The organism is Rhizobium sp. NLR22b (assembly GCF_019685295.1).
GTDB lineage: Bacteria > Pseudomonadota > Alphaproteobacteria > Rhizobiales > Rhizobiaceae > Rhizobium.
This window is the reverse complement of sequence record NZ_JABDWM010000011.1, coordinates 168466-190801: the sequence shown is the minus strand read 5'-3', so window position 1 is coordinate 190801 and position 22336 is coordinate 168466. Positions and strand designations below refer to the sequence as shown.

Sequence of the window (22336 nt, the reverse complement as noted above, 5' to 3'; positions counted from 1 at the left end):
GACAGCCTGGATGGAGACTACCTCATGAGCACAACGCGAATTCTCGATGGCGGCATGAGCCGCGAGCTTCTGCGGCTGGGCGCCGAACTGAAGCAGCCGGAATGGTCGGCGCTGGCGCTGATGAATTCGCCCGACATCGTGCGGGAGGTACACAGGGAATTCATCGCCGCCGGCTCTGAGATCATCACGACGAACAGCTATGCGCTCGTGCCCTTCCATATCGGTGAAGACCGATTTCAGCAGGAGGGGCCTGCTCTGATTCGCCTTGCCGGGCGCCTGGCGCGCGAGGCTGCCGATGCCGTGACCGGCCGGAGAGTGCTGGTCGCCGGCTCGCTGCCACCGATCTTCGGCTCCTACGAGCCTGAGAATTTCCAGCCTTCCCGGGTGCAGGACTATCTCAAGGTGCTGGTCGAAAACCTCGCTCCCTTCGTCGACCTGTGGCTCGGCGAGACTTTGAGCCTGATTGCCGAGGGCGAGGCCGTCCGCGAGGCAGTGGCGGCATCGGGCAAGCCGTTCTGGATTTCGTTCACACTGGCGGATGACGAGGCGGCGACCAGGGGCGGCGTGCCTAAACTCCGCTCCGGCGAAAGCGTCGAGGAGGCGGCTTCCTGGGCGGTGTCGTCGGGTGCTGAGGCTTTCCTGTTCAATTGCAGCAAGCCGGAGGTCATGCAGCGCGCGGTCGAGACGGCGGCACGGGTGTTCCGGGAGAGGAATGCGCAGATCGAAATCGGCGTCTATGCCAATGCCTTCGAAGGAGAAACGGGCGAGGCAGCCGCCAATGAAGGCCTGCACGATACCCGTAATGACCTGAACGACGACGCCTATTCGCGCTTTGCCTGTTCCTGGGCCGAAGCGGGTGCCACGATCATCGGCGGCTGCTGCGGCATCGGCGCTGCCCATATTCATCGCCTCGGCAGGACGCTTTCGCGCTGAGGCGATATCTTGGCCGCGGGTGACGGTCGCCGTGCCGCCGCTCAGCCCTTGATTGTTTCGAGCATATTCATGTGATGATGGCGCAGGTCGCCCATTCCGCCTCGGCGACGGGCGTCTGTCACTTCTTTCGCGAAGCTTGCCGTTCACCCATTCGCGGTGGCTTGGGGAGATCTGATGGGTCACGCAAAGCGGAGCGGCCGTGGCTTATCGTCGATGGATGGGTTGATCGCTGCGACCGCGGTTGCTCACGATCTTGCCCTAGCGACGCGCAACACCAGGGGCTTCGAAGGTTTTGGAATCGAGCTCGTGGATCCATGGGTCGGGTGAAACGCTGTTAGGGCAACATCTCCATCGAGACGGGCGAGCGCATCTTCCATGTGCCGGTGCAGCGATATTACGAGCAGACGAAGATCAGCCCAAAGTTGGGCCGCCGGCCGGCGGAAATCGAAATCGTAATGTGCGAAGATGGCCTGAACTCGAAAGGCCCCTTGCACAGCGGCGTTCATTTCTGGACGTATCGCCCGGCTTTCGCGGTCGATCGTCGAAATCGCTAAGTAAGAAATTGCGCAGACATTAATGCGCCCTAAGGAGACTTCGCCGGCGATCTGGATCGATCTCACCTCTCCGAGTCCAATCACGGTCCATTGACCCGCTTGAAGTTTCCCCGTTTCCGCTCAAAGCGATGCACCGCCCGACACTCGGGCGCTGTTTTTCGCCAGTGACGCGATGATCGCGTTAAGTCGCTGAGATTGTTTTCCGCGTCGACCAATGCCGCCTCTGCGGTCGTCAGCCGCGAGCCCTCCTACGGCGCCGTGTCAGATAAGCTCTTTTGGATAGATATTCGCCGTGCCCTAGGGGGTTACAGTCTCCGCCCGAAATGACGGAGATGGGGCATGCGTCACAATAATCGCAATCCGCAGAGATCAGTGCTGTTCGAGGCGCCGGGGTTGCTCATCGGCGCTCTCGCATTTGGCGCCGCCGGCGGCTGACTGTCAGCGACTTGCTCGCCTTATGGAGCACTTCAGGCCGCTCCGGACAGTCGTTCAGGATCAAGGGCAACATCCCCATCGAGACGAGCGAGCGCATCTTTCATGTGCCGGTGCAGCGATACTACGAGCAGACTAAGATCAACCCCAAGTACGGAGAACGGCGGTTCCGCTCGGAATTCGGAGCTTGGGCCGCTGACTGGCGGAAATCGAAATCGTAGTGAGCGGAGAGGACAACACGCCATCGCACACGCCGCTCGTCAACACCAGTAACGACTGGTGCGAATAAATCCTCAATAAGAGATCGATGCACGGAACCTTACCGATCCTATCTTATTGTATTAGCAGGAAAGCACGGGTGTTCCTCCTGTGCGATCCGTGTTGCAAGACTTGCCCCGTTTCGGCGGGGCTTTTTTGTCCGGCATCGTACCGGAACTGCATTGGGACAACGAAGTTGACTCACCGGATCGCGGGCGAGAGGTAGTAACTTCGGATCGCACATGCCTTTCACCTAGCGATCCACCCCATCCAAGAGTTGGGTCGTGCGGAGGCAATTTTCCCGTCCGCTCCCAAGCGACGCTCCGGACGGCCCGACACTTTCGACGATCTCACCTCATTTCACGAAGCCATCGGCAAACGAATAATAAGAACTGCCCCAGCTGTGCGGCCGGAGCTGTCTTCATTCCTCTATCCCATTTGCGAGTTGCTAACGGCTGCCCGCAAAGCATCCGTCAATGCAATCCAAATAGGTTCAGCAGTTGCTCACGGTGGCGGACGAATTCCGTCGCGCTGCGGTCGCGGGGTCGGGGCAGATCGATGTCGATCAGGCGCGGCTCGGCTCCTTTTTCCCGTGGCAGGATCAGGATCCGGTCGGCGAGATAAATCGCCTCCTCGAGATCGTGCGTGACGAGAATGGTCGTCACATCCTCATCGCGCCAGATCCGGGCGAGCTCCTGTTGCATGCCGATCTTGGTCATCGCGTCGAGCGCACCAAGTGGTTCGTCGAGCAGCAGGATTTCGGGCTGGACGACAAGTGCGCGGGCGATGCCGACGCGCTGCGCCATGCCTCCCGAGAGCTGCCGGGGGTAGGCGGCTTCGAATTGCTGCAGGCCGACGAGCTTGACGTAGCGGCGCGCCCTCTCCCTCGCCTGTTGACGCGTCAGACCTCTCGTTTCCAGGCCGAATGCCACGTTGTCGAGTACATCAAGCCAGGGAAGAAGGCGCGGCTCCTGGAAGATGACGGCGCGTTCGGCGCCGACTCCTCGTATTGCCTTGCCGTCGACGAGCACCTCTCCGGTATCGGAATCCTCAAGTCCGGCCAGAACCCTGAGCAGGGTCGTCTTGCCCGAACCGCTGGCGCCGACGATGGCGAGGCTTTCGCCGGAGCGGATATGGAGATTGATATCCTTCAGAACCTGCAGCGGTTTGCCGTTCAGCTTGTAGGATTTGGAGAGGCGACGGATCGTCACCTCCCCGCGGCGAATGTCCTCAGCGACGCTCATCACGCCTCCTCAATTGCTCGCCGGTTTGGCGTCGGCCGTATAGAGGATGTCCTTGGCCGCCAGTTGGCCCTGCTTCAGTTTGCCTTCGCGAACCAGCACGTCGATCCAGAACTGGATGTCGCGCTCGACCGGGAGACCGCCGGCGCGCACGCCGTAGCCGCGGAAATACTGTGCGATATCAGCGTTCTCGCCGCGTTCGGCTAGCGCCTTGGCCAGGATCTTCTTGGTTTCCTCGGGATGCTCGCGGGCATAGTCGAGGGCGTGGGCCGACTGTTCGACGAAGATTTTCGAGGCTTCCGGATGTTGCTTGATGAAATCGCGGCGCAGGACGACGAAGCCGCCGGCGATGTCGCCAAGTACGTCGGTATCGTCGAAAACCGGGCGCAGGCCGCCGTTCTTCAGCGCTGCACCCTCGAAGGTTGTCTGCCAATAACCGAAGGCGGCGATATCGACCTGCTTGGAGCGCAGTACCTGTTCGAGCTGCGGCCCGGGAACGACGACCTGGTTGGCGGAGTCGCTCGGCAAACCGACCGAATGCAATGCCTCGCGGATTGTGTAGTCAAGATGCGCGCCGAGCGTGTTGACCGCGATGCTCTTGCCGACGATGTCCTTGATCGTTTTGATCGGGCTGTCTTCCAGCACGTAGAAGGTCGACTGCACCTCGTCATTGATGCCGTTCGACGGATAGGCGGCGACGAAGTCGTTGCCGCCGATAATCGAATTGAGGACGGCGGAGGTGGCGGCGCTGCCGATCTCGACATCGCCGGACGCCAGGGCGATGAGAGAGGCCGGTCCGCCCTGGGCATAGCCGACATTCTCCAGTGTGATGCCCGTGCCGTCGAAATAGCCGAGTTCGGCGGCAAGTTCATGGGCGGCAAGACCGCCCTGGCTAGCGAGGTAGCGCAGCTTGACCGTGTCGGTGGCTGCGGCCGGCGTGGCAAGACCGAGAGCGATCACAGCCGGCAGAAGAAGATTGCGGGGGTGGAATGTCATGGAATATCCTTTCGGAAGAGGAGATTTGCGGGAAGCGGGTTACGTGCTCGGCTGAGACCAGCGGCAGAGACGGCGCTGCAGGAGAACGAGCAGGGCATTCGCGGCAAGCCCGAGGAAGGCGAGCAGCAGGATCGCCGCAAACATCAGCGGGATCTGGAAATTGTACTGGGCGTTCATCACCTGAAAGCCGATGCCCTTGTTGGCGCCGATCATCTCGGCAGCGATCAGCAGCAGAAGCGCCGTAGTCGCCGAAAGTCGCAAGCCGACGAAAATCGCCGGGACGGAGGCCGGCAGAATGACGCGGCGAAAGACGGTCAGCGGTCCGGCGCCATAGGTGCGAGCCATTTCGATGAGCTTCTTGTCCACTTCCTTGACGCCGCCGATCGTCGAGAGCAGCACGGGAAACAGTGTCGCCCAGAAGATCACGAAGATCTTGGAGGTTTCACCGAGCCCGAGCAGCAGGATGAAGACCGGATAGAGCGCCAGCGCCGAGGTCTGCCGGAAGAGCTGCAGGATCGGGTCGAGCGCCTGTTCAACCAAACGGAATTGGCCCATGAACAGGCCGAGCGGAATACCGACAACGACCGCGAAGGCGAAAGCGGTTCCGGAGCGCTGCAGGCTGATGGCGATGTCATCGAGCAAGGCGCCATTGGCAAGATTGGTCCACAGCGCCGACAGGATCACGTTCAAGGGCGGGAAGACGGCGGGATTGATCCAGCCTCTGGTGCTCGACACCTGCCAGAGCACGAGGAAGCTGATGAGCAGACCGTAGCGCGGCAGAAATGCCGCGAGCACTCCGCGCACATTGGAGACCAGAGGAGAACTACTGCCTTTGCTGCTTTTCAGACGGTCGAAGCTTCTCGGAAGAGCCTGGTTGATCTCGTAGGCCATGGATTTCTCCTCACTCCGCTGCCTCAAGGACGGTGCGTCCGGCAGCCCAGCGGTTCGTCGGGAAAGGCAGGCCGAGGTTTTCCCGGAGCGTCTTGCCCTCGTAGGCCGTGCGGAACAGGCCGCGGCGTTGGAGTTCCGGAATAACCAGATCGACAAAGTCCTCGAGCGCCGTTGGCAGCCAGGGTGGCAAAATGTTGAAGCCGTCGGCCGCTTCGTTCTCGAACCATGTCTGCAGCGTATCGGCGATCTGCTCTGCCGTGCCGACGATGGTGTAGTGCCCTCGGGCCGAGGCGATCCACTGGTAGAGCTGGCGGATGGTGAAGTTGTTTTCGTCTGCGATCTGACGGATGAGTGCCTGGCGGCTTTTCATGCCTTCCGTCGGCGGTGCGGGCGGAAGAGGCCCGTCGAGATCGTAGCCGTGCAGGTCGAGCGTGCCGCCGGTGAGGCCGTTGAGCAGGCCGATCCCGTCTTCTTCGAGGATGAGCGAGGTCAGGCGATCATACTTCTCGCGTGCCTCCGCCTCGGTCCTGCCGACGAAGGCGGATACGCCGGGCATGACGAGGATATGATCGGGATTGCGGCCGAGGCTGCGGGCGCGTGCCTTGATATCGCGGTAGAACTCCTGGGCGGTTTCGATATGCTGGTGGGCGGTGAAGATGACTTCGGCGGTTGCTGCGGCAAGTCCGCGGCCGTCTTCCGACTGTCCGGCCTGCACGATAACGGGATGCCCCTGTGGCGAGCGCGAGACGTTGAGTGGGCCGCGCACGCTGAAATGTTCGCCGCGGTGGTCGGTGTCGTGCAGCTTCGCCGGATCGAAGAAGACGCCGGTCTCCTTGTCGCGGATGAACGCGTCGTCCTCGAAGCTCTCCCAGAGTTTGCGGACGACATCGACATGCTCGGCGGCGCGGCGATATCGTTCGGCATGCGGCAGCTGCGTTTCACGGTTGAAGTTTTGCGCGGTGAGATCGCCCGTTGTGGTGACCACGTTCCAGCCGGCACGGCCATCCGAGATCAGATCCAGCGAGGCGAACTTGCGGGCTGTCGTATAGGGCTCCTCGTAGGTGGTCGAGGAGGTCGCGATAAAGCCGAGGTGAGTGGTGAGCGGCGCAAGAGCGGAGAACAAGGTGACGGGCTCGAAGCCGGCCACGCGGGCGTTGCCGCCTTCACGCGCTCCGCCGAAACCGACCGCCAATCCATCGGCCAGGAAGTAAGCATCGAAGAGGCCGCGTTCGGCCGTGAGTGCCAGCTGCTTGTGAAACTCGAAACTGGTCGCACCGTCGACCGGCTGGTCGGGATGCCGCCACGATGCAACATGCTGTCCACCGCCAGGAAGAAATGCCCCAAGCCTGATTTTGCGCGTCATTTGCGTCCTCTCCGTTCACCGGCGACAGCCTGTCTTGCCAAGCAGCAAGGCAGAAATACCTGTCGCTGAGAACATCAGAATACGTACTCTATAAATTTAATAGAGAAACTTCATTCCGTAGTTTCGGTAGAAGGGCGAATAGATTTGCGGGATTGGACTGAATCCCGAAATCAACATCGAAGCGCAGAACAACACATGGCCTGTCCTGCGGCGGCTCTTCGACATGCAACTGTGATTTAAGGAAGCACACAGCGCGTTAAGGGAAGCACGCTGAGCGGTGCGGCTTCCTTCAGCAAGTCACGCCGGCGGTGTTCGTGTCCGGGGTGTCAGCCCCGTTTCGGCCTGGCCGGGGCATGCTCCAGGCCGGCGGCGGCCTTTTTCAGGCAGTCGAGGTAGCGGTCGCGGTTGGCGATGCCGTCATCGCGCGGCGTGACCAGGCAGAGCGTTGCGGCCGCATGACCCTCCTCGCCCCGCACCGGCACGGCAAAACAATGGGTAAAGCTGTCGACGATGCTGTTGAAGGTGAAGAGACCTTCTCGCTCGGCCTGGCGGACCTCGACGATGAAGCTTTGCGGATCGAGCCAATCGCCGTTCGGCAGACGAAAATCCTGCGACGGGATGAAGTTCAGGATTTCCTGATCCGACAGATGCGCGACGAGCAGACGTCCGGAGGCAGTCCACGGGATCGGCACCGACTGACCGATATCGGTCGAAATGCGGAATGGCCGCGCGCCTTCGCGCATGCGCACGACCGTATATTTATTTCCGTCCAGCATGCAGAACTGCGCCGTCTCCCGCGTTTCGTCGGCGAGCTGCTCCAGTGCGGCCTCGCATTCGCGGGTGAAATCGAAATGGTTTTCATAGGCGGCGCCGAGGAAATAGAGCTTACGGCCGAGATAGACGCGCCCCTCGCCGCCCGTGAATTCCAGAATGCCATTGCTCAGCAGCAAGTTGACGAGCTCATAAACCGATGAGCGCGGCGCGCCGATCTGCGCTGCGATTTCATTCGGCTTCAAAGCCTGCCGCTTCTGGCGCAGGAAATCGAGGATTTCGAAGGCACGGTCGAGCCCTCGGGCACGCTTGCCGATTGCTTCGTCCTGAATTGCGTCCATTGCTGTCGATCCCAATTTCTGTTTGGCCAAGCTTTTCAAACCCTCTGCCGCATCTGTCAACCAATCCTGTTGTTCCCGGCCGCGAAAATTTTTTTCATCCCTCTTGCGAGGCGGAAAAATCGGCATAAGATCGGCCGTCCGTTATTTAGAGCATATGTACGTTATAGTGGACAAAAACAGATGGCAAGCGCTAACGCTGCCACATAAAAGGGGATCGACATGAAAAATTCTGAAAACAGCATTTCTGCCTCGCGTCGCCGCCGCCTTCTCGCCGGCGCTGCCGCCGCTGCCGCCCTTCTCGTTCTTTCCACCGGCTCGGCCTCGGCTGCGGCCAATTGCATCAAAGGCGACAGGAAGGCGCCTTTCACCATCGGCTGGGCGAACATCTATTCGGTGCCGACCTGGATGAAACAGACCGAAGGCACGATTACGGCCGAAGTGGAGGAGTTGAAGAAAGCTGGTCTGGTGAAGGATCTGATGATCACGGATGCGCAGGGCAATGCCCAGACGCAGATCCAGCATATCCAGTCGATGATCGACGCCAATGTCGACGCCATCGTCGTGATCGCCGGTTCCTCCACGGCGCTCGACCGCGTCATTTCCGACGCCTGCGACAAGGGTATCGCGGTGGTGAATTTCGACAGCCTGGTCAATACCGACAAGGTGACGGCGAAGATCAACACCGATTCCAACGAATGGGGCGCGACGGCTGCCAAGTGGATGGTGAGCCAGCTCGGCGGCAAGGGCAAAATCATCGTCATGAACGGCCCGGCCGGCATCTCGGTGAGCGACGACCGCCGCAAGGGCGCCCAGCCGGTTCTCGATGCCAACCCAGGCATCCAGGTGATCACCGAGACCAACACGGAATATAATGTCGCGCCGGCACAGGAAGCGATGACAAGCCTGCTTTTCGCCAATCCGGAAATCGACGGCGTGCTGTCGCTCGGCGGCGCCTTGTCGGCCGGTTCGGTTCTCGCCTTCGAGCGCCAGGGCCGGGACCAGGTGCCGACGACAGGCGAAAATGCGAGGCAGTTCCTCGAACTCTGGAAGGAAAAGAGTCTGAAGGGCTGGGCGACGATGCAGCCCAACTGGCTCGGCGCGCTTTCCGTCTATACCGCGGTCCAGGCGCTGCAAGGCAAGGATGTCCCGGCCTTTGTCAAGGTGCCGCTGCCTGTTATCGACGACAGCTCGATCGGCGGCTATCTCGCACGCGCCGACAAGTTCCCGGCCGACGGCTATATCTACTCGGACTACGACAAGGCGCTCTTCGACAAGCTGTTGACCAAGTAATCCGCGTTGGGGACGTCGTCATGACGGAAGAAAACCCGCTGCTGGAAGCCCGGCAGGTGTTCAAGGGATTTTTCGGCAATCCGGTTTTGAAGGGCGTCGACATCGCCCTTCTGCCGGGCAGGGTTCATGCCCTGCTCGGCGAAAACGGTGCCGGCAAATCCACCCTGATCAACCTCCTGTCCGGCGCCCTCCAGCCCGACGGCGGGTCCATTCTTGTCGACGGCAAACCCGTCGGGCGTTTCAGTCCAGCGGCGGCGCGGAAAGCCGGTATCGCCGTGGTTCAGCAGGAGTTGAGCCTGACGGCCAGTCTCTCGATTGCCGAAAATATCGGGCTCGGCGCCTTTCCGCGCTGCTTCGGCCTCATCGATTACCGAGCGCTTCGCCGCGGCGTGCAGGCGATGTGCGACATGGTGGGGCTCACCGAGCCGCTCGACATGCCGGTTGCCGATCTCGCGCTCGGCCGCCGCCAGATGGTCGAGATTGCCAAGGCGCTGTTCCGCAAACCACGGGTGCTCATCCTCGACGAGCCGACCTCGTCGCTCTCGGGCCATGAAGCCGGCATTCTCGCCGGGCTGATCGAGACACTCAGGGGTCGCGGCATGGCACTCCTCTATATTTCCCACCGCCTCAACGAGGTGCAGGCGCTCTGCTCGCATGTCACGGTGCTGAAGGACGGCGGGGTCACAGCGGATCAGTCGCTCTCCGGCATCGACGGCGAAGGGCTGGTGCGTCTCATGGTCGGCCGCGAGACCGGCGACCTGTTCCCGCCGCGTGGCGCCACTGCGCCCGGCGTCATGCGCATCGGCGTCAAAGGCTTTTCCGCCGGCATGGTGCGCGACATCGCCTTCTCCGCCCGCGCCGGCGAGATCGTCGGCATCGGCGGGCTTGTGGGTCAGGGGCAGGAAGACCTGCTGCTTGGCCTCTACGGTGCCATTCCGGCGGCAGCCGCCCGAGCGGAAGTTTCCGGCAAACCTCGCCTGCCCGCTCACGTCGGCGAAGCGAACGCGGCTGGCATTGTCTATGTCCCAGCCGATCGCAAGCATGAGGGGCTGGTGCTGCCGCATTCCATCGCCTCCAATCTCATCTTGCCCTCGCTCGGACGGCTTGCCGCCAAGGGCTTGCGCAACCGGACGGCGGAAACCGGTCTGGTCGCCGATCTCGCCCGCCGGCTGACGATCAAGGGTGATACGGCCCGCCCGGTGCAGGCGCTTTCCGGCGGCAACCAGCAGAAGGTGGCGCTCGCCAAATGGCTGCCGCTCGATCCGTCCGTTCTGCTGCTAAACGATCCCACCCGCGGCGTCGACATCGAAACCAAGCGGGAAATCTATCTGATGCTCCGCGCCTTCGCCGCCGAGGGGCGGCTCGTCATTCTCGCCAGTTCCGACACGCCGGAGCTCGTGCATCTCTGCGATCGCGTCCTGGTTCTGCGCGAGGGGCGCGTCGCGGCGGTGCTGTCGCAGGATGAGATCAGCGAAGCGGCGATCGTCGGTGCTGCCATGGGCGTCACCGCCACGGCGCAGGGAGAGGCGGCATGAACACCGATTCCTCACCCCGGCTCTACCCCTCGATCCAGATGCGCCGCAATCGCGGCCTCTCCGGCCTCTACCTTGTCGTTGCCGCCTTTCTCATTCTCTATGCGATGCTCTTCCCGGGCATCCTTTCGGTCGGCGGCTTCTCGAAGTTCACGCAGAACTGGTTCCCGCTCGCACTCGTCACCATGGCGCAGGCGCTGCTCATGCTGAACGGCGGCATCACGCTGGCGATCGGTCCGCTCGTCAGTCTCGGCGCTGTCATCGCCGCGACGACGATGGAAGGGGCGCTCGGCGTGTCGGGCGGCATTCTCGCGGTCGCCGCCGCCGGCCTTGCGGTCGGCGCCGCCACCGGCGCCATCGTCACCTATCTGAGGCTTCCTGCGATCATCGTCACGCTCGCCGGCTCCTTCATCATCAGCGGCGTGGCGCTCATCCTGCTGCCGCGGCCGGGCGGCGCCATTCCCGACTGGCTGTCGACGGCGCTGGCCGGCCATACGCCCGTCGCCTTTCTGATGCTGGTGGTGGTTCTGGCACTCTGGAAGCTTTTTCTCGCCACCCCGCTCGGCCTCGGCATCTACGCGGCCGGCGACAATCCGGTCGGCGCATTCCGTTCCGGCGTCCCGGTCGAACGGGTGAAGGTCACGGCTTTCGCGCTCTCCGGTCTGCTGGCAGCGCTGACCGGCCTCTTCGTCGCTGCGCAGACCGGCTCCGGCGATCCTGTCATCGGCACGCCCCTCACGCTGAACTCGATTGCCGCCGCCGTGCTTGGCGGCGTCGGCTTCCTCGGCGGCAAGGGCACGATGCGCGGAGCGATCTGCGGCAGCCTGCTGCTCTCGGTCATGATCAACGTCATGTTCTTCCTCGGCTTCCCGCCGGTGGCGCAATATGTCGCTCAAGGCTTGATCATCGTCGGCGCGGTCGCCGTTCCGGAACTTCTCGGCGCGTGGAGGGCAAGACGATGAACATCATCAGATCAGCATTCCGCAACCCGCCGCTCCTGACCTTTCTTCTGGTGGCGCTCGTCTGGTTCGTTGCAGGCTTCACGCTGCGCGGCTTCGGCGCCTACGGCCATTTGCGCTACCTCCTCGAGCTCGCCGCCGTGATCGGCATTGTCGCCGCCGGGCAGACGTTGGTTATTCTGATGGGCGGCATCGACCTTTCCGTCGGCGCGGTGATCACGGTCACGACGATCCTGTTGCCGCTGATTTCGCCGGTATGGGATCCGACCGGCCTTGCCGGCATCGCGTCAGCCCTTGCCATTGCCACCTGCATCGGCTTGATGAATGGCGCAGGTGCCACCTATCTCCGCGTCCCGCCGATCATCATGACGCTTGCGATGGCGACCTTCCTGCAGGGCCTGCTCGTCATCGTCGCCGGCGGCAGCGCCGTCACCGTCAGCAATCCCGCCGTCATCCTGCTCGGGCAGGCGCGGCCGCTCGGCATTCCCTCGGGCATCATTCTGTGGCTCGCGGTCGCGGTCGTCGTCCTGCTGCTCGTCCACCACATGCCGATTGGCGCCCGTTTCCTGGCGCTCGGGGCGAACCCGCTGGCCGCCCGGCTTTCCGGCGTCAGCGTCACACGCAACACGCTGATCGCCCATACACTGTCGGGCTTTTTCGCCGGCCTTGCCGGCATTCTGGTGCTCGGCATGAACCGGCAAGGCTATGTCGGCATCGGCGATCCCTATCTGCTGACCTCGATCGCCGCCGTCGTGCTCGGCGGCACCTCGATCCTCGGCGGCCGCGGCACCTATGCCGGGACCATTCCGGGAGCGATCCTGATTGTGACGGCGACGGCGCTGATCACCGTCGTCAACGCCTCGCCCGGCTGGCGGTCGATCATGTTCGGCACGCTGATCCTCGCCCTTCTGCTCGTTTCCGGCCGCGAGACGCGCCGATGACGGGACGCTATGATGGGCCGGTAATCGACCCGCACCACCATCTCTGGGACTTGGGCCTGCAGCGTCATCCCTGGCTTCAGAAAGCGCAGGTATCAGGTGAAGAGATGGTGTTCGGGAGCTTAGCGCCGATCCTGCGCGACTATGCCATCGACGATTACCACGCCGACGCGGCGCGCCAGAATGTGGTTGCGACCGTCCATGTCGAGGCCGGCTGGTGCGCTGCCTATCCGCTGGAGGAGAGCCGTTGGCTGGATGGGCTCGACCGCAGCTCCGGCGTGGCGCGCCGTTATGTCGCCGGCTTAGCCCTCGACCGGCCGGACGCCATGTGCCTGCTCGAGGCGGAAGCGAAAAATCCCAACGTCGTCGGCATCCGCGATATTCTGAGCTGGCATCCCAATGTGACCAAGAGTTTTGCGTTGCGTCCGAATCGCATGAGCGATCCCGCCTGGCGAGCAGGCCTTGCCCATCTCACGCGGCTCGGGCTGGTCTTCGACCTGATGCTCTATCCCTGGCAGATGGCTGAAGCGCTCGAGCTCGTACAGGCTTTTCCGGCGACGCTTTTCGTGATCAACCACGGCGGAAGCCCTGCCGACAGGACGCACGAGGGCATGGCGCTCTGGCGCCGCGGCCTGCGGGCGCTCGGCGGAGAGCCCAACGTGCGGCTGAAGATTTCCGATCTCGTCGCCTACGACAATGATTGGACACTCGAAAGCCTGCGACCGGTGATCGAGCATTGCCTCGATTGTTTCGGGCCGGCACGTTCGATGTTTGCGAGCGATTTTCCGGTCGCAGGCTTGCACGCGTCTTTCGACGAGATCTATGAGGTTTTCCGTACGGTCGCCTCGCAGCTCTCCCAGGACGAGCAGCGCGCCCTGTTCTTTGTCACCGCCAACGACACCTACCGTCTCGGCATCGCCGACCCGTCCGACGCCCGGAGGGGCTGCCATGTCTGAGCTTCATGCTGCGTGGGAAAACGTGCTGATCGACGAGCGGGTGCGGGGCTTTCCGCCGGGCCATCCGCCGCTTTCGCTCTCGGAAATCGGCAAGCAGGGATGGAAGCCTTATGACGGCAGGATGGCTCTACCGCTGATCTCGCTCGACCGGCAGGCCTTCTCAGCCAATGTCGAACTGATGATGGCCTATGTGAAAAGCCACGGCGCCGAAATTGCGCCGCATGCCAAGACGCCGATGTCGACGGTGCTGGCAGAGGCGCTTGTGACGGCGGGGGCCTGGGGCACGACGGTTGCCGATATCCGCCAGGCTGCCGTCCTGCTGAAGGCGGGACAGCGCCGCCTCATCCTCGCCAACGAGATCGGCGGGGCGGCGGCGGCCCGACGGCTTGCGGCTCTGCTCGGCCAGTATCCCGATGCGGAACTTCACGTCTTCGTGGATTCGACAGCGCTGGTCGAAGCGCTCCGGTCGGCGTGGCGAGAGCGCATGGACCTGCCGCCTCTTGGCCTGCTGGTGGAGCTCGGCGCCGGCCGGGCCGGCGTCCGCAGCGCCGCTACCGCGGAGGCGGTTCTCGAGGCAATTCTTGCCGCGGAGACGTCCACCTTCCGGTTGAGTGGCATCGCCGCCTATGAAGGTGCTGCCGCGACCGCTGATGCGGCGGAGACGACGCTTCGCATCGAGGCTCTGATGGCGATGACATCAGATTTTCTGCCGAAGGTGCGCGCCCGCACGAGCACCGACCGGGCGCTTCTTGTGACGGCCGGCGGCTCGGTGTTTTTCGATCTCGTGATCGCCGGACTTTCGGCCGCGGTTGCGGCCGATCCGGCCTGCCGATTGGTGCTGCGTAGCGGCGCCATCTTCTTCCACGACCACGGTGTCTACGAGCGCGGCCTTGCCGGCCTCGATTCGCGCGGCGGTTTCCGTATGGCTGGTGAGACGCTTTCGGCGGCGGCTGGGTTTCATCCGGCGCTGCGGGTCTGGGCCGAAGTCCTGTCGCGGCCGGAGCCGCGGCTTGCGATCTCAGGCATGGGCATGCGCGACGTGGCGATGGACCAGGGCCTGCCACGGCCGCTGGCGCTCTATCGCCATGGGGCGTATCTCGGCCATCTCGAGAGCGCCGAGGTTTTCCGCCTCAACGATCAACACGCCTTCGTCGGACTTGCCGAGGCGAGCGATGTCCGCGTCGGCGACGTCATCGAGTTCGGTATCTCTCATCCCTGCACCTGCCTTGACCGGCACGCCATTCTCTATGGTCTCGACCCCGACCATTCGGTAACGGCGGCCTATCTCACAAGCTTCGGCTGAATTCTCCCTTCAAAAGCAAGAAAAGGAAAACCTGCCCATGATCCAGCGTTATCAGAAAGGTTCGCGAATGAGCCAAGCCGTCAGCTATGGCGGTCTCGTCTATATTGCCGGCCAAGTCGCGGAAAATCGCAAGGCCGGGATCCAAGAGCAGACCCGCGATGTGCTCGGCAAAATCGACGCTCTTTTGAAGGAGGCCGGTACGGACCGCTCGCGTCTGATCGCCGTCAATGTCTTCCTGCCGGCAATCGTCGATTTCGAGGCGATGAACGGCGTCTATGACGACTGGGTCGACATCGAAAACCCGCCGGCGCGCGCCTGCACCGAAGCACGCCTCGCCGATCCCGATCTGCGCGTCGAGATGACGGCGGTCGCCGCGCTCTGACGGTGAAGTAACCGTCCGGACTGGAGAGATCATGCACAGCGGCCTCGTCAACCCGATCGACTTCTCGCGCGAGGGCCGGCAGGCCGGCTACCTCGCCATTCCTTATTCGATAGACCGTTCGCCCTATTATCAGATCCGCATCCCGGTCCTTCATCTCAGGAACGGCGAGGGTCCGTCTCTGCTGCTGATGGCGGGCAATCACGGTGACGAGTATGAGGGTGAACTGCAGCTCGGCCGGCTGATGCGGCTGTTGGATGTTGCGGAAATCCGCGGCGCCGTCACCATCCTGCCGATAGCGAACCTGCCTGCGGTGATGGCGGCCAAGCGCTGCTCGCCCTTCGATGGCGGCAATCTCAACCGCGCCTTCCCCGGCGATCCCGCCGGTTCGCCGACAGCGCGGATGGCGCATTTCCTCGAGCGTGAACTCTTTCCGCGCCACGACGTCGTGCTCGACCTGCATTCGGGCGGCACGTCGATGGCGCATCTGCCCTGCACGCTGATCGAGCGGCAGGCCGATGCCGTCCGCTTCGAGCGGTCCATGTCGCTGATTCGGGCGCTCGGCGCGTCCTATGCCTTCATTGCTGATAACGGACCGGCGGCGCCGACATCGATGGGGGCTGCCGCGCGGGCGGGGACGATCGGGCTTTCCGGCGAATTTGGCGGCGGCGGAACCGTGACGCCCGAGACGATGGCCTTCACGGCGGCGGCGATCGACCGGCTGCTTTTGACACTCGGCATCGTCGAGCGCCCGGTCCTGTCGCGCGGACCACTCCCCCAGCCTGGGCCGCTGCAGCTGCTTTCGCTATCCCGGCACAGCCAGGGCATCTATGCGAGCCGCAGAGGCTGGTTCGAGCCGGCTGTCGCGCTTGGCACCGCCGGTGCCGCCGGCGATCTGGCGGGATGGTATCATGATCTGGAACGCCTGGAGCAGCCGGAGGAAGAGCTCCGCTTTGCCGAGAACGGCATCGTGATTTCCCACAGGCTGCATTGCGACAGCCAGGCCGGCGACTGCCTGATCCAGGTTGCCGAACCTATCGCATCCTGAGCCAATCCCCGTACGCGCGATCCCACTTAACTGATTGCGTCCACCGCGGCCTTGACCCAGTCGAGGCGCTTTGCCGGAATGAGGCCGTAGTTGTAGAAATTGACGCCGTCGGCGCCGGCATCGATAGCGGCCTTGGCGCGTGCGGCGAGCACCATGGGTCCGCTGACCTCGGGATAGAAGACGCGCAGGCCGACTCCAAGGAACTTTTCCCGCCCGATTGCCGCCCGGCCGGCTCGGATGACATCGCCGACGGCCGCCGGCGTCGTGTCGTAACAGCAAAGAATCGCGCCGTCGCAGAGCTTGCCGACGGCTGCGAGATCGACGCCGCCGAGCCAGCCGTCCTTCAAATCGATAAGCACGATACGCGTCGCCGGATCGGCCGCGGCCTTGATCTCGCCGATCAGGCTGGTCACCGGCTCGCTGCGCCACGCAAGATAGGCATGGAGATCGGGATGGTCGCGGAAGGCATCGATGCCGGCTGCCGGGAAATCCGGGAACTGCCGCTCCGGCACGGCTCGTTCGCAGAGCTCGGCGATGAAGCGCGCCACAGTTCTGCGCGCGCCCTCTGCGGGCACGCCGGCTCCAGCGGCGCGCGCGATACAATGATCGCAGAAGCAGAGCGACAGCAGGAAATCGTCTTCGGCATTTAGGCCGACCCCGTCCTTCTCGTGATGATATTCATGCGCGAAGCCCATGAAGTTCGGGCTCTCGAGCTCGATCATGTCAGGCCGGTAGTTCGTCGTGATGTCCTGCACGAGAGTGACGACATAAGCCCGCGCGGCTGGGCTCGAGGGGCAGAGGTTATAATAATTGGGATTGCCGAAGGCGTTTCGTGTCACGTGATCGGGATGCAGCATGCCGAGACGGGTATTGTGCAGGCAGACCGTCCAGCAGGAGACTTTTAGACCAGTCGCCGCGCGCTCCCTGACGAGCGCCTCCAGCATATCGCCGCGCTCGGTCACGTTGCCCGCCATCAGCGGCCGGATCAGCGTGTCCTGCCACAGGCTTCCATCCGGCCGGAAATAGACCGTTCCGTCCTCGGGGAAGTAGGCCTTCTGTTGCGGGCTGCGCGGTTGGAGGAAGCGGCCGGCATGATAGGAAGTCGCCAGGCTGACCGTTGTCAGGCCTGCCCGGCCGGCAAGCTCGGCAGCGAAGACGTCGAGCCCCTGGTCCTGGATATCCCAGGGATAGGTCCACATGGAAAGATGCATGGCGCGCTCCCGTCGAATCTGTCCGCTTTATAGAACATGTGTCCATAATAGTGTCCAGGCCGATCTGTGAGCGCTGGCATGTGCAGACCGGTATGACAGAGGGATCGGCAAGAACCTGACGCCCAACTGGCTTTGCTGCGCCGGCCAGGCATCAGGGAGTATCTCAGATGTCGACGACAAGGCCCTTGGCTTTCAGCACCGGCGCCAGATTGCTGACCTCGATGACCGATTTGCCCGCCTTGTAGGCGGCGATATAGCTGGCTTCGGCATCTTCGCGCGCCTGCGACAGCCGGGCGGCTTCCTGGGCCTCCTGCCTGCGCACGACCACCAGTCCGTCGGCATCGCCGACGATGATGTCGCCGGGATTGATGGTTTCACCGCCGACGATGATGGTGTCATTCACCGCCGCAATGGTTTCCTTGACCGTGCCCTTGATGCAGACGCTGAGCGAGAAGACGGGGAAGCCGAGTTCCCGCAGCTGCAGCGTGTCGCGCACGCCGGTATCCGTGACCAGGCCGCCGATGCCCTTGGCGAGGCAGGCATTGGCAAGCACGTCGCCGAAGGAGCCGGCTTCTTCGTATTCACCAGCCGAGACGACGATGATGTCGCCCGGCTTCGCATAGTTGATGGCGAGCTGCAGCATGATGTTGTCGCGCGGCGCGCATTTCACCGTGAATGCCGGGCCGCACAATTTCATGCGGCAGTCGACGGGCTTGAGGCGGGAGGAAAGTGCGCCGCGGCGGCCCTGGGCTTCGTGGATGGTCGCCGGCGAAAATTTCGAAACGGCCTCGATGTCGGCTTTGCTGGGCCGCTCAGCGATGTCTTTTATATGAATCATGGATGCCTCACATCGTTGGTAGACGGCGGGCATATCCCGCCGTCTTATCTCGGGTTGATTGTCATCGGGAGGTTCCGAGACCGGTCGGTCTACGGGATCGGGTCGAATTTCAGCTGCGCGAGCGGCACGACTTTGTCGGTACGGGCCATCTTGTACTCGGTGTTCGGGCCGAGCCACTTGTCCCAGATCTTGTTGATCTCGCCCGACTCGTCGAGCTTATGCAGAATCTCGTTGATCTTGGCGGTGAGCGCCGGCTGATCCTTGGCCATGCCGATGCCGATCGGCTGGTAGAGCATCGGCTCCTCGATCATCCGCATTTCCTTGCCCTTGCTCTTCGATTCGTTGACGAACTTGGTCGTCGTCATGGTGTTCGCCACCATGCCGCGCGCCTTGCCCTGCTGAACGGCGAGGTAGGCCGAGGCGGTATCCTGGAAGGTCAGCGGCTCGGACTTGTTGAGCTTGATCGACATTTCCGAGGTCGAGCCCTTGGTCGAGGCGATGCGCTGACCTGCATAATCGGCCTTCGTCTTGCCGGCGTCATCGGCCGGCACGATCAGCATTTCCTTGGCGAGGTAATAGGGATCGCTGAACTGGATCTGTTCGGCGCGGCTCAGCGTATAGGCAAGGTTGGCAACGGTAATGTCGACGCGGCCGAGCTTGACCTCGGGCACGCGGGCTTCGACCGAAACCGGCTTGATTTCAGCCTTGACGCCCAGTTCCTTGGCGATGGCGCCGCAGAGATCGACGTCGAAACCGGCCATTTCGCGGGTCTTCGGATCGGGAGACGCGAAGGGGGGAACGTCGGCAAACGTCGCGCAGCGCAGGGTCTTTGCCGACATGATGTTGTCGAGCTGATCGGCTTTCGCGGGCATCGCCGCCGCCAGGCCGGCCAATGCGACGGTGAGGCTCAGGTATTTCCAGTTCATTGCTGTTCTCCTTTGTTTTTGATGGTTGGTATCAATGCCTGAGATCAGCGAGGAAACGCTGAGCCCGAGGATGGGTCGGATTGCTGAAGAAATTTTCAGGCGTCGCCATTTCGATGATCTGGCCGGCATCGATGAACCAGATCCGATCCGCGACCTCGCGCGCGAAGCCCATTTCATGGGTGACGCAGAGCATGGTCATGCCTTCCGATGCCAGGCTCTTCATGACGCCCAGAACTTCGCCGACCATTTCGGGGTCGAGCGCGCTCGTCGGTTCGTCGAACAGCATCACCGGCGGCTCCATCGCAAGCGCACGGGCGATTGCCACCCGCTGCTGCTGGCCGCCCGACAGCTGACCGGGATAGGCGCGGGCCTTGTCGGCGAGGCCGACGCGGTCGAGAAGTTTGAGCGCCTTCTCGTGCGCGATATCGGGCGCCACGCCCTTTACCCGGATCGGCGACATCGAGACGTTTTCAGCCACGGAAAGATGCGGAAAGAGGTTGAAGTTCTGGAAGACGAAGCCGATCCGGCTGCGCATTGTGTTGAGCTCCTTCGCCCGCATCGAGGCGTGAATGTTCTGTCCATCGAGCGTGATCGATCCGCTGTTGATCTCCTCGAGGCGATTGATCGTGCGGATCAGCGTGGATTTTCCCGAACCAGATGGACCGCAGATGACGACCACCTCGCCGCGTGCGACCTCAGCATCGATGTTCTTCAGGACCGGATAGTCGCCGTAGCTCTTGCAGACCTGCGAAAGCCGGATCGTCTGCGATTCCTGCGCGGAAACTGACATGGTCATAGCTGCTCCGATACGATTTTCGATGGCGTGACCGGAGAGGCCGTGGGAACCTTGAGAAGTCCCGCACGCCGCCGCGTGATGCGCCGCTCGAGGCGATTTGCGAAGTAGGTGAGCGTCCAGCAGATGATGAAGTAGACGATCGCCAGGATGAGGAAGACCTGGAAGGGCTGCGTCAGGAGCTGGTTGTTGACCTGGCTTGCCGCAAAGGTGAGATCCGGCACATTGATCACATAGCCGAGCGTCGTATCCTTGATCGTCGAGACGAAGGTGGAGAGGATGCTCGGGATCATGTTGTAGAGCGCCTGCGGCAGGATGATGTAGCGCATCGCGCCCATATAGCCGTGGCCAAGCGCACGCGCCGCGTCCATCTGGCCCGGTCCGAGCGCGACGATGCCGGCGCGGACGACTTCGCTGAGAAACGCGCTCTGATAGACCACAAGCGTCGTCAGCATGGTGACGAAGCTCGGCACATCGGCGCCGGTCAAGAGCGGCACCAGGAAATAGCTCCACAGGATGAGCATCAGGAGCGGCACGCCGCGGGTGAAATAGACAAGCGCGGTGACCGGCCAGCGCAGCAGCCGCGACTTGGAGAGTCGCGCCATTGCAAACAGAATGCTGGCAGGAAAGGCGAGAGTGATGCTGAGCGCCGAGAGGATCAGCGTATTGGCGAGCCCGCCGAGCGGTCCGTTCGGATATTGACCGACCAACAGCAGCAGCCAGTAATCGCGAACGATGGCGATCATGTCCTGGATCATGCGCGGGCACTCCTGGCAGGATCGGCGCGCATCGACAGATAGGCGCCGATGCTCATGATCACCAGCGAGAAGAAGAGGTAGAGAACCGTGCCGATCAGGTAGATCTCGAAGGTGCGGAAGCTGAGGTTCTCGATTTCCTTGACGGCATGCGTCAGTTCCGACGCGCCGATGACGACGGCGAGACTGCTGTTCTTGAACAGGGAGACGCTGTGATTGATGAGCGGCGGCAGCGCGTTGCGCACGCCCTGCGGCATGATGACGAAACGCATCGCCGAGACGTAGCCGTGGCCCAGTGCACGGGCTGCCTGCATCTGGCCGTCAGCGACCGAGCGTACGCCCGAACGAAGATCTTCGCTGAAATAGGCCGCCTGGCAGAGCCCCAGCCCGATCACCGCGAAGATGGATTCCGCATTGTGGCTTGCAAGCCAATTCCCGATGCCGTTCGGCATCAGCGTGAAGATCCCGAAATACCAGAGCATGAGCTGCACCAGCGTCGGGACGTTGCGGTGATAGGAAACGTAAGCTGCGACCAACGGATCGCCGAGGCGAAAGGGTGACAGGCGCAGACCCAGCAGCAGAAGCGCCAGCATCATCGCCAGCAACCAGGATCCGGCATAGATGATGAAGGTCATCTCGATGCCATGCAGCAGCATGGCGGCATATTCCGGATTTCCGAGGATCGCCGAAAGGTCGAAGCCGCTCACGGTTTTGGCTCCCCGGATTGATGCGTCTTCGCCACAGGCTGCGGCTTGGCCGTCTGCAGACCGCCCATGACCTGCAGCGTCGGGGTGATCTCCATATGTCCGATGTTGACCGCGACGGGGGCTGCGATTGCGAAGGCGATCGCATCGGCGATATCGGTCGCCTGCGGCAATTCGAAACCGTCGATGAACCGTTCCCGGACGCTGGGGTCATTGCCGTGGACGTGATTGAAGATGTCGGTGGCGACCCGGCCGGGGCAGATTTCCGTGACCCGAACCCGCTTGCCGAAGGCGTCGATGCGCAGCTGGTTGGACAGCATGCTCACCCCCGCCTTGGTGGCGTGATAGGACGAGTTGCCGCCGAAATTGTAGGCGCCGGCAATCGACGAGATATTGATGACATGGCCGCGATCGCGCGCCACCATGCCGGGCACCACCCGGCGGCAGAGGTGCAGCACCGCCCGCAGATTGACGTCGACGATGAGATCGATGTCGCCTTCATCGGCTTCGAGGAACTTCTTCGGCCGGTCGACGCCGGCATTGTTGACGAGAATGTCGAATTCCACCCGATCCGCGAGCTCGGCCATCGCCTTGCGGTCGGTCACATCGATGGCGTGAGGGATGCAGCCCGTGCGCGCGGCCAGCTGCTGCAGCGCGTCAGTGCTGCGGGCAACGGCGTGGACCTCGATATTCTCCCGGCGGAGCCGCTCGACAACGGCTGCGCCGATTCCGGAGGATGCGCCGGTTACCAGTGCGGTCTTGTAGTCGGAGAATGGCATTGTCGTTCCCTTGTTGTTGATCGAGAGAGTAGCGAAGCTTTAATTCCTTGCCTAAGACCGATTATCTCTGGAGCAATAAGCAACGGTTATGGAGCCTTGCGCGGCTGCCGAAGAAGAGAAAGATGCGATGTCGGCGCTATTGGCG

The 22336-nt window shown here is 62.6% G+C and carries 21 protein-coding genes and 3 pseudogenes; 12 read left to right on the top strand and 12 right to left on the bottom strand.

Annotation, left to right across the window (positions count from 1 at the left end):
* Positions 1-24: 24 nt before the first annotated feature.
* The 4 genes and pseudogenes from HJC00_RS19155 (at position 25) to HJC00_RS19150 (ending at position 2140) form a co-directional block, all read left to right on the top strand.
* Positions 25-933 carry a homocysteine S-methyltransferase family protein gene (locus HJC00_RS19155; RefSeq protein WP_221164486.1) on the top strand — a complete coding sequence of 303 codons (909 nt, stop codon included), beginning with the start codon at positions 25-27 and terminating at the stop codon, positions 931-933.
* Between the two features lie 147 nt (positions 934-1080).
* A pseudogene (locus HJC00_RS32690) lies at positions 1081-1260 on the top strand (VapC toxin family PIN domain ribonuclease); the annotation flags it as partial.
* 11 nt (positions 1261-1271) lie between these two features.
* A pseudogene (locus tag HJC00_RS32685) lies at positions 1272-1367 on the top strand (succinoglycan biosynthesis protein exoi); the annotation flags it as partial.
* A 459-nt stretch (positions 1368-1826) separates the two neighbouring features.
* Positions 1827-2140: pseudogene (locus HJC00_RS19150) on the top strand (succinoglycan biosynthesis protein exoi).
* 510 nt (positions 2141-2650) lie between these two features.
* On the opposite strand, the gene HJC00_RS19145 reads toward HJC00_RS19150, so the two are convergent.
* The 5 genes from HJC00_RS19145 to HJC00_RS19125 all read right to left on the bottom strand — a co-directional run bounded on the left by HJC00_RS19145 (position 2651) and on the right by HJC00_RS19125 (position 7780).
* Positions 2651-3421: an ABC transporter ATP-binding protein gene (locus HJC00_RS19145; protein WP_221147256.1), complete on the bottom strand. Its 771-nt coding sequence runs from the start codon at positions 3419-3421 to the stop codon at positions 2651-2653.
* 9 nt (positions 3422-3430) lie between these two features.
* Positions 3431-4414, bottom strand: coding sequence for an ABC transporter substrate-binding protein (locus HJC00_RS19140; RefSeq protein WP_221164485.1), 984 nt, complete (start codon positions 4412-4414; stop codon positions 3431-3433).
* 39 nt (positions 4415-4453) lie between these two features.
* Positions 4454-5305, bottom strand: coding sequence for an ABC transporter permease (locus HJC00_RS19135; RefSeq protein WP_221164484.1), 852 nt, complete (start codon positions 5303-5305; stop codon positions 4454-4456).
* Between the two features lie 10 nt (positions 5306-5315).
* Complete coding sequence (locus HJC00_RS19130) at positions 5316-6668, bottom strand: LLM class flavin-dependent oxidoreductase (RefSeq protein ID WP_210633455.1); 1353 nt, start codon at positions 6666-6668, stop codon at positions 5316-5318.
* Between the two features lie 326 nt (positions 6669-6994).
* Complete coding sequence (locus HJC00_RS19125; RefSeq protein WP_221123325.1) at positions 6995-7780, bottom strand: IclR family transcriptional regulator; 786 nt, start codon at positions 7778-7780, stop codon at positions 6995-6997.
* 219 nt (positions 7781-7999) lie between these two features.
* Here HJC00_RS19125 and HJC00_RS19120 point away from each other — a divergent pair, with 219 nt between their 5' ends.
* Genes HJC00_RS19120 through HJC00_RS19085 form a run of 8 tightly spaced genes read left to right on the top strand, consistent with a single transcriptional unit; the run spans position 8000 to position 16185 of the window.
* Complete coding sequence (locus HJC00_RS19120) at positions 8000-9070, top strand: ABC transporter substrate-binding protein (RefSeq protein ID WP_210633457.1); 1071 nt, start codon at positions 8000-8002, stop codon at positions 9068-9070.
* A 20-nt stretch (positions 9071-9090) separates the two neighbouring features.
* A complete protein-coding gene (locus HJC00_RS19115; protein WP_210633458.1) occupies positions 9091-10605 on the top strand; it encodes a sugar ABC transporter ATP-binding protein in 1515 nt (504 codons plus the stop codon).
* The gene (locus HJC00_RS19110; protein WP_210633459.1) at positions 10602-11564 is read left to right on the top strand and encodes an ABC transporter permease; all 963 of its coding nucleotides are present in this window, start codon (positions 10602-10604) and stop codon (positions 11562-11564) included. Before HJC00_RS19115 ends, HJC00_RS19110 begins: the two co-directional genes overlap by 4 nt.
* The gene (locus HJC00_RS19105; RefSeq protein WP_221164483.1) at positions 11561-12502 is read left to right on the top strand and encodes an ABC transporter permease; all 942 of its coding nucleotides are present in this window, start codon (positions 11561-11563) and stop codon (positions 12500-12502) included. The genes HJC00_RS19110 and HJC00_RS19105 overlap by 4 nt, the downstream gene beginning before the upstream one ends.
* Entirely contained in the window at positions 12499-13455 is a 957-nt protein-coding gene (locus HJC00_RS19100) for an amidohydrolase (RefSeq protein ID WP_221164482.1), read from the top strand. The genes HJC00_RS19105 and HJC00_RS19100 overlap by 4 nt, the downstream gene beginning before the upstream one ends.
* Positions 13448-14758, top strand: a complete 1311-nt coding sequence (locus HJC00_RS19095) for an alanine racemase (protein ID WP_221147253.1) — start codon at positions 13448-13450, stop codon at positions 14756-14758. Before HJC00_RS19100 ends, HJC00_RS19095 begins: the two co-directional genes overlap by 8 nt.
* A 37-nt stretch (positions 14759-14795) precedes the next feature.
* Positions 14796-15140, top strand: coding sequence for a RidA family protein (locus HJC00_RS19090; RefSeq protein WP_210633463.1), 345 nt, complete (start codon positions 14796-14798; stop codon positions 15138-15140).
* Between the two features lie 31 nt (positions 15141-15171).
* Complete coding sequence (locus HJC00_RS19085) at positions 15172-16185, top strand: succinylglutamate desuccinylase/aspartoacylase family protein (RefSeq protein WP_210633464.1); 1014 nt, start codon at positions 15172-15174, stop codon at positions 16183-16185.
* 26 nt (positions 16186-16211) lie between these two features.
* Here the strand turns inward: HJC00_RS19085 and HJC00_RS19080 are convergent, their stop codons facing one another.
* The 7 genes from HJC00_RS19080 to HJC00_RS19050 form a co-directional block, all read right to left on the bottom strand.
* Complete coding sequence (locus tag HJC00_RS19080) at positions 16212-17396, bottom strand: hypothetical protein (protein WP_210633465.1); 1185 nt, start codon at positions 17394-17396, stop codon at positions 16212-16214.
* A gap of 163 nt (positions 17397-17559) precedes the next feature.
* The gene (locus HJC00_RS19075; protein ID WP_221123320.1) at positions 17560-18234 is read right to left on the bottom strand and encodes a 4-carboxy-4-hydroxy-2-oxoadipate aldolase/oxaloacetate decarboxylase; all 675 of its coding nucleotides are present in this window, start codon (positions 18232-18234) and stop codon (positions 17560-17562) included.
* Positions 18235-18323: 89 nt separating this feature from the next.
* Positions 18324-19160, bottom strand: a complete 837-nt coding sequence (locus HJC00_RS19070; protein WP_210633467.1) for an ABC transporter substrate-binding protein — start codon at positions 19158-19160, stop codon at positions 18324-18326.
* 31 nt (positions 19161-19191) lie between these two features.
* Positions 19192-19956, bottom strand: coding sequence for an amino acid ABC transporter ATP-binding protein (locus HJC00_RS19065; protein ID WP_210633468.1), 765 nt, complete (start codon positions 19954-19956; stop codon positions 19192-19194).
* Positions 19953-20711 (bottom strand): amino acid ABC transporter permease, encoded by a 759-nt coding sequence (locus HJC00_RS19060; RefSeq protein ID WP_221123319.1) that lies wholly within the window; start codon positions 20709-20711, stop codon positions 19953-19955. The genes HJC00_RS19065 and HJC00_RS19060 overlap by 4 nt, the downstream gene beginning before the upstream one ends.
* The gene (locus HJC00_RS19055; protein WP_221164481.1) at positions 20708-21415 is read right to left on the bottom strand and encodes an amino acid ABC transporter permease; all 708 of its coding nucleotides are present in this window, start codon (positions 21413-21415) and stop codon (positions 20708-20710) included. The genes HJC00_RS19060 and HJC00_RS19055 overlap by 4 nt, the downstream gene beginning before the upstream one ends.
* Complete coding sequence (locus HJC00_RS19050; protein WP_221164480.1) at positions 21412-22191, bottom strand: SDR family oxidoreductase; 780 nt, start codon at positions 22189-22191, stop codon at positions 21412-21414. The genes HJC00_RS19055 and HJC00_RS19050 overlap by 4 nt, the downstream gene beginning before the upstream one ends.
* Positions 22192-22336: the final 145 nt, after the last annotated feature.